At 68.2% G+C, this 10,978-nt stretch carries 13 protein-coding genes; 5 read left to right on the forward strand and 8 right to left on the reverse strand.

Annotation, left to right across the window (positions count from 1 at the left end):
• The 4 genes from DI573_RS12835 to DI573_RS12850 form a co-directional block, all read left to right on the forward strand.
• The coding region (locus DI573_RS12835) for a sugar phosphate nucleotidyltransferase (RefSeq protein ID WP_292814972.1) at positions 1-613 on the forward strand (613 nt) is incomplete at its 5' end.
• Positions 614-615: 2 nt separating this feature from the next.
• Positions 616-1,641, forward strand: a complete 1,026-nt coding sequence (locus DI573_RS12840; RefSeq protein ID WP_292814975.1) for an SDR family oxidoreductase — start codon at positions 616-618, stop codon at positions 1,639-1,641.
• Positions 1,638-2,210: a dTDP-4-dehydrorhamnose 3,5-epimerase family protein gene (locus DI573_RS12845; protein ID WP_292814978.1), complete on the forward strand. Its 573-nt coding sequence runs from the start codon at positions 1,638-1,640 to the stop codon at positions 2,208-2,210. Before DI573_RS12840 ends, DI573_RS12845 begins: the two co-directional genes overlap by 4 nt.
• Positions 2,207-3,508 carry an SAF domain-containing protein gene (locus DI573_RS12850; protein WP_292814982.1) on the forward strand — a complete coding sequence of 434 codons (1,302 nt, stop codon included), beginning with the start codon at positions 2,207-2,209 and terminating at the stop codon, positions 3,506-3,508. The genes DI573_RS12845 and DI573_RS12850 overlap by 4 nt, the downstream gene beginning before the upstream one ends.
• Positions 3,509-3,611: 103 nt before the next feature.
• Here DI573_RS12850 and DI573_RS12855 read toward each other — a convergent pair whose 3' ends face one another.
• Entirely contained in the window at positions 3,612-4,715 is a 1,104-nt protein-coding gene (locus tag DI573_RS12855; protein ID WP_292814985.1) for a hypothetical protein, read from the reverse strand.
• A gap of 243 nt (positions 4,716-4,958) precedes the next feature.
• Between DI573_RS12855 and DI573_RS12860 the strand changes: the two genes are divergently transcribed.
• Positions 4,959-6,929, forward strand: a complete 1,971-nt coding sequence (locus DI573_RS12860) for an acyltransferase family protein (protein ID WP_292814988.1) — start codon at positions 4,959-4,961, stop codon at positions 6,927-6,929.
• A 68-nt stretch (positions 6,930-6,997) separates the two neighbouring features.
• Here DI573_RS12860 and rplQ read toward each other — a convergent pair whose 3' ends face one another.
• The 7 genes from rplQ to DI573_RS12895 form a co-directional block, all read right to left on the reverse strand.
• Positions 6,998-7,504: a 50S ribosomal protein L17 gene (gene rplQ / locus DI573_RS12865; RefSeq protein ID WP_292815004.1), complete on the reverse strand. Its 507-nt coding sequence runs from the start codon at positions 7,502-7,504 to the stop codon at positions 6,998-7,000.
• Complete coding sequence (locus DI573_RS12870; protein ID WP_292814991.1) at positions 7,405-8,499, reverse strand: DNA-directed RNA polymerase subunit alpha; 1,095 nt, start codon at positions 8,497-8,499, stop codon at positions 7,405-7,407. The genes rplQ and DI573_RS12870 overlap by 100 nt, the downstream gene beginning before the upstream one ends.
• 181 nt (positions 8,500-8,680) lie before the next feature.
• The gene (rpsK, locus tag DI573_RS12875) at positions 8,681-9,079 is read right to left on the reverse strand and encodes a 30S ribosomal protein S11 (protein ID WP_292814994.1); all 399 of its coding nucleotides are present in this window, start codon (positions 9,077-9,079) and stop codon (positions 8,681-8,683) included.
• A gap of 30 nt (positions 9,080-9,109) precedes the next feature.
• Entirely contained in the window at positions 9,110-9,490 is a 381-nt protein-coding gene (gene rpsM / locus DI573_RS12880) for a 30S ribosomal protein S13 (protein WP_292814997.1), read from the reverse strand.
• 150 nt (positions 9,491-9,640) lie between these two features.
• Entirely contained in the window at positions 9,641-9,757 is a 117-nt protein-coding gene (rpmJ, locus tag DI573_RS12885; protein ID WP_292815000.1) for a 50S ribosomal protein L36, read from the reverse strand.
• 73 nt (positions 9,758-9,830) lie between these two features.
• Positions 9,831-10,052: a translation initiation factor IF-1 gene (infA, locus tag DI573_RS12890; protein ID WP_017201569.1), complete on the reverse strand. Its 222-nt coding sequence runs from the start codon at positions 10,050-10,052 to the stop codon at positions 9,831-9,833.
• A gap of 148 nt (positions 10,053-10,200) precedes the next feature.
• Entirely contained in the window at positions 10,201-10,881 is a 681-nt protein-coding gene (locus tag DI573_RS12895) for a thioredoxin domain-containing protein (RefSeq protein WP_292815002.1), read from the reverse strand.
• Positions 10,882-10,978 lie beyond the last annotated feature (97 nt).

Here is a 10,978-nt window from a genome sequence, read left to right on the forward strand (position 1 = left end):
GGGCTACAAGGGTGACCAGATCCGCGACTTCTTCCTCACCTACGGTGACCAGGGCCGCGATGTCACTGTCAACCTCGCCAGCGGAGGCTCGCCCCAGTGGTACGGGGATCCTCAGACCGAGGATTGGGAGGTCACGCTCGTCGAGACCGGCACCGGCGCGCGGATCAAGCGCGTCGCGGCATACCTCGATCAGCCCTACTTCCTGCAGACCTACGGCGATGGGATCGGCAACGTCGACATCGGCGCGCTCTACACCCAGCACGTGGCGAGCGGTCTGGTCTCGACCGTGACGGGTGTGCACCCGACGAGCCGGTTCGGTGAGATGCACGTCTCGGGCGAACGCGTCACCGAGTTCAACGAGAAGCCGACCATGGCCGATGGCTGGGTTTCGGGCGGCTTCTTCGCGCACAAGCGCGAGATGGTCGACCGCTACCTCGACGACGACCCCGACCTGCTCCTGGAGAAGAAGCCGATGCAGACGCTTGCCAGCGACGGCGAGCTCGGCGTGTTCACGCACGAGGGCTTCTGGATGGGCATGGACACCTTCCGGGACTGGACCGAGCTGAACGGCCTCTGGGACTCCGGCGACGCGGCATGGAAGGTGTGGGCCTGATCATGAAGGTTCTCGTCACTGGCACCGAGGGATACCTCGGCTCCGTGCTCGCGCCCGAACTCCTGCGCGACGGGCACGATCTCGTCGCGGTGGACACGGGCTTCTACAAGGCCGGCTGGCTGTACAACGGCGTCGACGCGACCCCGAAGACGCTCGCGAAGGACATCCGAGAGGTGGATGAGGCAGACCTCGAGGGTGTCGAGGCGATCGTGCACATGGCGGAGCTCTCGAACGACCCGCTCGGGCAGTTCAATCCCGGACTCACCAGGGCGATCAACCACGAGGGCTCTGTGCGACTCGCGACGCTCGCGAAGAACGCCGGGGTGTCGCGTTTCATCTACATGTCCTCCTGCAGCGTCTACGGCGTGGCCGATGGCGTGGTGGATGAGTCCTCCCCCGTCGACCCTCAGACGATCTACGCGGAGTGCAAGGCGATGGTCGAGCGCGATGTCCTCCCGATGGCGGATGACTCGTTCTCCCCCACCTTCCTGCGCAACGCCACGGCGTTCGGAGCGTCGCCGCGCATGCGGTTCGACATCGTCCTGAACAACCTCGCCGGGTTGGCCTGGACGACGAAGAAGATCGTGATGACCAGCGACGGCACCCCGTGGCGTCCGCTCGTGCACGCGCTCGACATCGCCAAGGCGATCCGCATGTCGCTGAACGCCCCGCGCGAATCCGTGCACGGCGAGATCTTCAATGTGGGCTCGGACGAGCAGAACTACCAGGTGCGCGAGATCGCCGAGGTCATCGGTGATGTCTTCCCCGGCTGCGAGGTCTCGTTCGGTCCCGCGGGCGGCGACAATCGCAGCTACAAGGTCAACTTCGACCGGATCCGCGAGGTGCTGCCCGGGTACGAGTGCGACTGGAACGCACGCAAGGGTGCGGAGCAGCTGCTCGCCATCTTCCAGTCGATCGACCTGGACGAAGCATCCTTCACGGGGCGCGGGTTCACGCGCCTCAAGCAGCTGGAGTACCTGATCCGCACGGGCCAGGTCGACGAGAACCTCTTCTGGAGGCAGCCGTGATCTTCCGAACCACTCCCATCGAGGGCGTCGCGATCATCGACCTCGAGGAGCGCGGCGATGACCGTGGCTTCTTCGCCCGATCCTTCGACCGCGCGGAGTTCGTCGCGGCGGGCCTGGACCCGCACATCGAGCAGGCGAACATCTCGTACAACTACCGCGCCGGCACTCTGCGCGGCATGCACTTCCAGATCTCGCCGAGTCCCGAGACCAAGCTGATCCGGTGCACGCGGGGCGCGATCGTCGACACGATCGTCGATATGCGCTGGGGCTCCCCCACCCGCTTGCAGCACGTCTCTGTCGAACTCAGTGCCGACAACAGGCGCGCACTGTACGTGCCGGCTTACTTCGCGCACGGCTACCAGACGCTCGTCGACGACACCGAGGTCACCTACATGGTCTCGGGCGGGTACGCACCGACCGCCGAGCGCGGCCTGCGACACGACGACCCGGCCCTGGGTCTGACCTGGCCTCTGCCCGTCGCCGACATCTCGGCCAAGGATGCGTCCTGGCCGCTGATCTCGGAGTGGACCGACGAACAGCTCGCCGCGGTGACGGGCGGCACCCCGTGATCCTCATCGACAAAGCTCTGCAGGCGCGCGAGAACGAGGGCCGCCCGATCGGGGTGGCGCTCGTCGGCGCCGGTTTCATGGGTCGTGGACTGATCAATCAGATCGTCAACAGCGTGCCCGGCATGCGTGTGGCGGTCGTCGTCAATCGCACCCTCGAGAAGGCCGAGAAGGCGCTGGTGGATGCGGGTGTCACCGACGTGCGCGTCGTACACGACGCCGCGGGAGTCGACGCGGCGGTCGCGGCGGGTGCCGTGGCGATCACCACGGACCATCGCGCGGCCGTGGGCGCAGCATCCGTCGACGCCCTCGTCGAGGCGACGGGCGCCGTGGAGTACGGCTGCCACGTGGTCGTGGACGCGATCGCAGCCGGCAAGGACATCGTGCTGATGAACGCCGAGGTGGACGGCACCGTCGGGCCGATCCTGAGCAAGCGCGCGAAGGCTGCCGGCGTCATCCTGACCGGATGCGACGGAGACCAGCCGGGCGTGGAGATGAACCTCGTGCGCTTCGTGCGGGGGCTCGGGCTGACGCCACTCGTGTGCGGCAATATCAAGGGGCTTCAGGACGAGTACCGCACGCCCACGACGCAGGCGGGGTTCGCGGCGAAGTGGGGTCAGGATCCCTACATGGTCACGAGCTTCGCGGACGGCACCAAGGTCTCGTTCGAGCAGGCGATCGTCGCCAATGCCACGGGAATGACCGTCGAGAAGCGTGGGATGCGCGGAGCGGACCACGCGGGACACGTCGACGAGCTCACCTCGACGTTCGACGTCGACGAGCTGAAGCGGCTGGGCGGCGTGGTGGACTACGTCGTGGGCGCCAAGCCCGGTCCCGGCGTGTATGTGCTCGCAACCCACGACGACCCGAAACAGCGGCACTATCTCAACCTGTACAAGCTGGGAGAGGGGCCGCTCTACAGCTTCTACACGCCGTATCACCTCTGTCACTTCGAGGTGCCCAACACGGTGGCGCGCGCGGTGATCTTCCGCGACGCGGCGCTCGAGCCGCTCGGCGCTCCGACCGTCGAGGTCATCGCCGTCGCCAAGACCGACCTGCCCGCGGGCACCGTCATCGACGGCTTGGGTGGTTACCACACCTATGGCGTGGCCGAGAGGGCCGATACGACGGCGTCCGAGGCTCTGCTGCCCATCGGCGTCGCCGAGGGCGCGCGCACCGTGCGCGACATCGCCAAAGACGAGGTGCTGACCTACGCCGACGTCGAGCTGCCCGAGGGGCGGCTGGTCGACCGGTTGCGCACCGAACAGGCCGCGGAACTGCCCGTGCTGCAGCGCGTATAGAACGTCGGGCGGGTGCTTGGGGACCGCTTGCGGATGACCCGCCCGAGAAACGAAAGAGCCGGTGTCACACCCTCGGGTGCGCACCGGCTCTTTCGGCGTGTGCTCAGGCCGGCTGAGACCGGCGCGTACGGGTGCTCTGCAGCAGCTGCTCCACTGCCACGCCCGAGACTTCGGTCGCGAACCGATCCACGAACACCCGGCGCATCGCCGCGCCCAGCGCCACCGGGTCCGCCTCACGGATGCTGGCGGCGACGGCCCGCGGATCGCTCCAGTCGTGCACCGGAATGTACGACCCGGCGCAGTACTCCTCGATCACGGGTGTGGGCGTCGCCACGACGGCGACGCCGAACGCCGCCGCCTCCACGATCTTGGACGGCAGCTGGTTCTGCGCCGCACTGGACCGAGGATCCTGCGGCACCAGGGTGAAGTCGATGTCGGCGTACACATCCGGGAGCGACGCCTCCGGTCCGATCGCGTGCCACGTGGCGCCGCCGCCGGCGGGCCGGAAGGAACCCGAGAAGCTCGAGAACTCGATGTCGGGCATCGCCTCGACGAGGGCGAGGATGCGGTCCGCACCCTTGTGGGGACGGACCGTGCCCAGGTAGGCCAGCCGCAGCGGACCCGGGCGACGCGTGGAACGCGCCGGGGCGAGCCAGGACGTGGGGCGGGCATGGGCCACCACGGCGGAGGGACGTGCCGGGAGCTCGCGCTCGCGGTAGGTGCGCCGCAGTGCGTCGCTCGAGAACGTGTAGGAGGACGCGGCGGCGGCCGTGCGACGCTGCGCACGCGCGACCTGCAGGGGGGACTTCCGGTGCAGGATGTTCAGATGCAGGGCGGTCTTCACCGACTTGCGCACCTGCTCCTGCATGAGGCTCACGTCATCGTCATCGAAGTCGGCCACGATGGTCACGCCTCGGGTTCCGGCCACCGCCCGGGCGATGCGGTCGAGGGGCGAGAGCCCCTTCGAGATCCAGACCAGCACCGGCTGCGTGCGCGCGGCGTCGCGGATGCGGTCGATGACCGTGTCGAGGCGGTGCGCCGAGAAACGGTGCACCGTCAGATCGAAGTGCCGCGCGCCCGTCCAGGTGGGTCCGTCGTCGACGGCCCAGAGTTCGACGTCGCCGAACTCCGCGGCGACGAGACTCAGGCTGATGGCGCGCCCGATCGAGTTGGTGACAGCAGATTCGGCCAGCGCGAAAGTCAGCATCGGTTCCCCCAGAAACCGTCGGCATCCCCCGTGCACGCCGACAGCCTCAGACTACCGCCAGGGGAGGAGGGCGGTCCAGCGTAAGGCGCGGATTCTCATCGGATCGGCCCCCGGCGGCGGGCGTGTCGACCGGCACCGACGTACACTGGGGACGCACTCCGACGGGGACTTCGGGGACCACCCGCTCCGGGCTCGCGTCGCCCCCGCGCCGTCCTTCGCCTGCCTTCGTCTGCCTTCGCCGCCATGACCACCATCGCCCCCCGCCCCCGCTACGCCGGCCTCGACGGCCTGCGCGCGGTCGCGGTCGCGCTCGTCGTGCTCTATCACCTGTTTCCGGCGTGGTGGCTGCGCCAGGGTTTCATCGGCGTCGACGTCTTCTTCGTCATCAGCGGCTTTCTCATCACCTCGCTCCTTCTGCGCGAAAGCGCCCGTGCGGCGGCCGCGGGCGTCCCCCGGGCCCACCGGATCGATCTCCTGGACTTCTGGCGACGACGCGCGCGCCGGCTCCTGCCGGGGCTCGTCACGCTCATCGCCGTCTGCGGACTGTGGGCGTGGTTCGTCGGCGGCGACGTCCTGGTCGGCCTGGGCAGACAGGTGCTCGGGGCCCTGACCTTCAGCTACAACTGGGCGTCCGTCGCCGCCGGCGCCGGTTACTTCGAGGCCGCGACCCCCGAGGTCTTCCGCAATCTGTGGTCCCTTGCCGTCGAAGAGCAGTTCTACGTCCTCTGGCCCCTGCTTCTGCCCCTCGTTTTGCTCGTGCCCTCCGTCTGGGCACGAGCCGTGCTCGCCCTCGCCGCGGCGGGCGCATCCGCTGCCTGGATGGCTGCGATCGTCGCGGGCGGAGGCGACCTGACACGGGCGTACTTCGGCACCGATACGCATGCCTTCGGCATCCTTCTCGGCGTCGCGCTCGCGTTCGCTCTGCAGAGCACGCTGGAGTCACCGGCGAGATGGATGCTGCATCCTCTCGCTCGTTCGATCAGCTCCCTGGGCGGTTTCGCGGCCGTCGCCGCTCTGGTACTGCTCGCGTCGCTTGTGCCCACCGATGGGACGCAGACTTTTCCCGGGGTCCTGCTCGCGGCCTCGGCGCTGACGCTCGGCGCGATCCTCGCCGGCGCCTGGCCGGGGTCATGGTTCGGCCGAGCGATCGATGTGTCGCCGCTGCGGTGGGTGGGCGCGCGTTCGTATGGGATCTACCTGTGGCACTGGCCCGTCGTGATCCTACTCATGGCCGCCTTCGAGGGCCCGGGCGCGCCCATCCCGCCGGCTGTGGGCGCCGCAGCCCTCGCGATCACCCTGGGCGCGGCCACACTGTCCTACCGGTTCGTCGAACAACCCGTGCGGCGCCTCGGTTTCCGCGGTTCCGCGAAGCTGTGGGCCCGCCGCATGCATGGCACGCCACGTATGCGTTTTGTCGCCGTCACGTCGGTGACGGCATTCGCTCTCGCAGCCTGCGCCACCACGGGCGCGATCGCGGCCGCGCCGCGCGAAACCAGCGCCGAGTCCGCGGTGGAAGCCGGCGCACGCGCGCTGGAGCGCTCGCGCGCTGCCGAGATCTCGTCCGGCGTCGCACCCACACCGACACCGAAGCCGACCTACCCGGCGCCGCCGAGGGCGCCCGCGGAGGCAGGAGAACCCTCCCTCGCCCCGCAACCCGCCACGGTGACCGGAGACCAGATCACCGCTGTCGGCGACTCGGTCATGCTCGCCTCGGCCGGAGGGCTGGTCGAGCGACTTCCGGGCATCCATGTCGACGCGGCGGTCTCGCGCTCGATGTATGCCGGGCCCGGCATCCTCGAGTCGTTGTCGAATGCGGAACAGCTCCGACCCTATGTCGTCGTCGCGCTCGGAACGAACGGCCCGGTGAACGCCGACGCCCTGACGAGAGTGGCGGATATCGTCGGCCCCGACCGCAGCCTCATCCTGGTGAACGCCTTCGCGCCGCGCGACTGGATCGAGGGCGTCAACGCAGACCTGGCCGCGTTCGCCGCGTCGCGGCCCGGGGTGGTCGTCGCGGATTGGTCCGGCGTCGCGGGCGCCCACACCGACACCCTCGCGGGAGACCACATCCACCCTGGTTCGGCGGGCGGGCGCCTGTTCGCCGACACCGTCGCGAGCGCCGTGCAGTCCGTCGAGGACGCGCGAGCGCAGGCCGAGTTCGAACGCTCGCAGCAGCGCTCCGCCCTCGTCACCCGGCTCCTCACCGGCTCCTGACGACGAAGCCCGCGCACCCCTCGACGGGATGCGCGGGCTTCGATTCGCGAAGACGGTCGGCGTGGCGCCTACTTCTCTTCGGTTGCCTTCTCGGCGTCGGCCTCGGCGATCTCGGCCTCTCCGGCTGCGGCCTGATCCGCGGCGGTCTCGCCGTCCGCGGCCTCGCCCTCGGCGGGAGCCTCGGCGGCCTCCTCCTCGGCGGGAGTCTCCTCAACCACGGGGGCGGACGCTGCGGCGTCCTTCTTCTTCGACGACTTCGCCTTGGGCGTGACGGGCTCGAGGACGAGCTCGATCACGGCCATGGGCGCGTTGTCGCCCTTGCGGTTGCCGACCTTGGTGATGCGCGTGTAGCCGCCTTCGCGATCCGCAACCAGCGGGGCGATCTCGGTGAACAGCACGTGCACGACCTCACGGTCGCCGATCACCGAGAGCACACGCCGACGAGCGTGCAGGTCGCCGCGCTTGGCGAAAGTGATCAGGCGCTCGGCGAGCGGACGCAGGCGCTTGGCCTTGGTCTCGGTCGTCTTGATCGAGCGGTGCGTGAACAGGGCCGCGGCGAGGTTCGCAAGAAGCAGACGCTCGTGAGCGGGGCCGCCTCCGAGGCGGGGACCCTTCGTGGGCTTGGGCATGATGTGTCGTTACTCCCGTGTGACAGGCCGAGCGAGACGAGCTTGTCGCGTACCTCGTCGACCGACTTCTGACCGAAATTGCGGATGTTCATGAGCTGCGTCTCGGAGAGGGCGACGAGCTCCGACACCGTGTTGATGCCCTCGCGCTTGAGGCAGTTGTACGAACGCACCGACAGATCGAGATCCTCGATCGGCATCGACAGCTCGTTCGAGAGCACGGTCTCGACCGGCGCGGGACCGATCTCGATGCCCTCGGCCTCGACGTTCAGCTCGCGCGCGAGGCCGAACAGCTCGGTGAGGGTGCGCCCGGCGGAGGCCACGGCGTCACGGGGCGCGATCGAGGGCTTGGATTCGACGTCCAGCACCAGCTTGTCGAAGTCGGTGCGCTCACCGGCACGGGTCGCGTCCACGCGGTAGCTGACCTTGAGCACGGGCGAGTAGATCGAGTCGATCGGAATCTGGCCGGCCTCGGCGTACTCGTTGCGGTTCTGGGTCGCCGACACGTAGCCGCGGCCGCGCTCGATCGTCAGCTCGAGCTCGAACTTGGCGGTGTCGTTGAGGGTCGCGATGACCAGCTCGGGGTTGTGCACCTCGACGCCGGCGGGGGCGGAGATGTCGGCAGCGGTGACTTCGCCCGCGCCCGTCTTGCGCAGGTACGCGGTGATCGGCTCATCGCGCTCGCTCGAGACGACGAGCTGCTTGAGGTTCAGGATGATCTCGGTGACATCCTCCTTGACCCCGGGAATGGTGGTGAACTCGTGGAGGACGCCGTCGATGCGGATGCTCGTGACGGCCGCGCCGGGGATCGATGACAGGAGGCTGCGGCGAAGGGCGTTGCCGATCGTGTATCCGAAACCGGGCTCCAGCGGCTCGATGACAAAACGGCTGCGGAACTCCGCGATCTTTTCCTCGGTCAGAGTGGGACGCTGTGCGATGAGCACTGTGTGTTCCTTTCGGCTAAGTGCCCGCTATATGACACTTGCATGGGTGAGGTGTTGAGTTTTTCTCGGGCGGATGCCGGCGGGCGGCGAGGCGCCGACGTGCAGCATCCGCGAAAATCCTGGCTCCGGTCAGCGGGGACCGGAATGTCGGGACGCCCGAGGGCGCCCCGACAGTTCGCGATCAGACGCGACGGCGCTTGGGCGGGCGGCAGCCGTTGTGCGCCTGGGGCGTCACATCCTGAATGGATCCGACCTCGAGGCCCGCGGCGGTGAGCGAGCGGATCGCGGTCTCGCGGCCCGAGCCCGGGCCCTTCACGAAGACGTCGACCTTCTTCACGCCGTGCTCCTGCGCCTGGCGGGCGGCAGACTCGGCCGCCATGCCCGCGGCGTAGGGCGTCGACTTGCGGGAGCCCTTGAAGCCCACGCCACCCGAGGAAGCCCAGCTGATGACAGCGCCCGTCGGGTCGGTGATCGAGACGATCGTGTTGTTGAACGTCGACTTGATGTGGGCGTGGCCCAGCGCGATGTTCTTCTTCTCCTTGCGGCGCGGCTTGCGCGCGGCGGTCTTGGCCTGTGCCATGAGTTCTCTTCTCCTAAACCTGCGGCGCGCTTACTTGCGGCCGGCCTTCTTCTTGCCGGCGACGGTGCGCTTGGGGCCCTTGCGCGTGCGGGCGTTGGTCTTGGTGCGCTGACCGCGCACGGGCAGGCCGCGACGGTGCCGCAGGCCCTCGTAGGATCCGATCTCGACCTTGCGGCGGATGTCGGCGGCCACCTCGCGGCGAAGGTCACCCTCCACCTTGTAGGTGCCTTCGATGTGATCGCGGAGCGAGACGAGCTGCTCGTCGCTCAGGTCCTTGACCCGGATGTCGGGGCTGATGCCCGTGGCGGTGAGGATCTCGCTCGAGCGAGTGCGTCCCACGCCGTAGATGTAAGTGAGGGCGATCACCACGCGCTTGTCGCGCGGGATGTCGACGCCGGCCAGACGTGCCATGTCATCTCCAGAGGAGTTCGAGGAGGTGTGGAGCAGGATCGGTGCCCGGGCCTCCGCCCCGGGGTGTCCCCCGCTCGAGAGCGGGATCTGAAACTGCCGTTCTGTGTGTTGAGTTGTTCGTCTGCGCAGCCTTCAAGGGCCGCGGCCGACTCAGCCCTGACGCTGCTTGTGGCGCGGGTTGGACTTGCAGATGACCATCACGCGCCCGTGGCGGCGGATCACCTTGCAGTGCTCGCAGATGGGCTTGACGCTCGGGTTGACCTTCATGATTTTCCTGTTTCGCTGTCTTCGTGCCTCGCGCGGGCGTGAGCCCGCCGGAGACCGTTACTTCTCGACCGGTCTAGCGATAGCGATAGACGATACGGCCGCGCGTGAGGTCGTAGGGGCTGAGCTCTACGACGACGCGGTCCTCGGGGATGATGCGGATGTAGTTCTGCCGCATCTTTCCCGAGATCGTGGCGAGGACCTTGTGCCCGTTGCTCAGCTCAACGCGGAACATCGCGTTGGGAAGCGCCTCGGAGATCACACCTTCGATCTCGATGACACCGTCTTTCTTGGCCATACACTCGCTTACGCCTGGCAGACCGGTCGGTCTGCGGTGGATAGGTGGATGGTGCCGGCATCTCGAGAGAGACACGCCGAAGAAGGCGCAAGGCACCAAAGATCTAGTGTACGTGATATCGCGCAACCCGGCAAATGCCGCGCACCTCTCACCCGATCCGGTCGACGATGTCGAGCTGCGGGTCGCCCGTCAGCTCGATGCGCTCACCGTTCACCGTGACCGTCGGAGTCCCACGACTGCCGTTCTCGTCGGCGGGCATGTCGCCCGTCATCGCCGCGACGAAGCGATCGTAGGTGCGATCGGTGATGCACGCGGCGGCATCCTCCGCTCCCGCTTCGGCGGCGATGCCGATGATCTGCTCATTCGTCAGTCCAGCCGTGCCCTCTGCGGGCTGGTTCTCGTACATCGACACGACGAACGGCGTGACCGCCTCGGGAGCGGACTCCGCGACGCAGTACAGCGCATTCGCGGCACGTGTGGAGAACTCGGTCCCCTGCGAGTAGCGATCCAGGATCGCCACGGGGTGGTACTCGAGCGTGATCGATCCGTCGTCCACGAGATCCTGGAGCGTCTGACCGTAGATCTGCTCGAACTGGTTGCAGATCGGGCACATGAAATCGATGTAGGTCGCGACGACGTCGCCGCCATCTCCCACCGAGATGGCGCCGGTGTCCGCGTTCACGATGCCCGAGTCGGGCGCCGGGCCCGCCGACGTCGCGCTGTTGTTGATCCAGACCACAGCCACCGCGGCGACCACGAGAACGGCGACGACGGCTATGGAGATCCAGATCGCGAACCAGTTCGTGCGCTTGCCTGCAGCTGCGGCCATCGGTGTCGTTCCCTCGCGACTCAGGAGATCGGCGCGGGTGTCACGCCGAAGGGCGCGAGGCCTGCGGCCCCGCCGTCGGGCGCCGTGAGCACCCAGA

It is taken from the genome of Microbacterium sp. (genome assembly GCF_003248605.1).
Classification (GTDB): Bacteria; Actinomycetota; Actinomycetes; order Actinomycetales; family Microbacteriaceae; genus Microbacterium.

Excerpts from the sequence above, each read along its gene's own strand:
- DI573_RS12840 (WP_292814975.1), top strand. The coding sequence starts at position 616 with ATGAAGGTTCTCGTCACTGGCACCGAGGGATACCTCGGCTCCGTGCTC.
- DI573_RS12855 (WP_292814985.1), bottom strand. The coding sequence starts at position 4,715 with ATGCTGACTTTCGCGCTGGCCGAATCTGCTGTCACCAACTCGATCGGG.
- DI573_RS12860 (WP_292814988.1), top strand. The coding sequence starts at position 4,959 with ATGACCACCATCGCCCCCCGCCCCCGCTACGCCGGCCTCGACGGCCTG.
- rpsK (WP_292814994.1), bottom strand. The coding sequence starts at position 9,079 with ATGGCACAGGCCAAGACCGCCGCGCGCAAGCCGCGCCGCAAGGAGAAG.
- rpsM (WP_292814997.1), bottom strand. The coding sequence starts at position 9,490 with ATGGCACGTCTGGCCGGCGTCGACATCCCGCGCGACAAGCGCGTGGTG.
- rpmJ (WP_292815000.1), bottom strand. The coding sequence starts at position 9,757 with ATGAAGGTCAACCCGAGCGTCAAGCCCATCTGCGAGCACTGCAAGGTG.
- infA (WP_017201569.1), bottom strand. The coding sequence starts at position 10,052 with ATGGCCAAGAAAGACGGTGTCATCGAGATCGAAGGTGTGATCTCCGAG.
- DI573_RS12895 (WP_292815002.1), bottom strand. The coding sequence starts at position 10,881 with ATGGCCGCAGCTGCAGGCAAGCGCACGAACTGGTTCGCGATCTGGATC.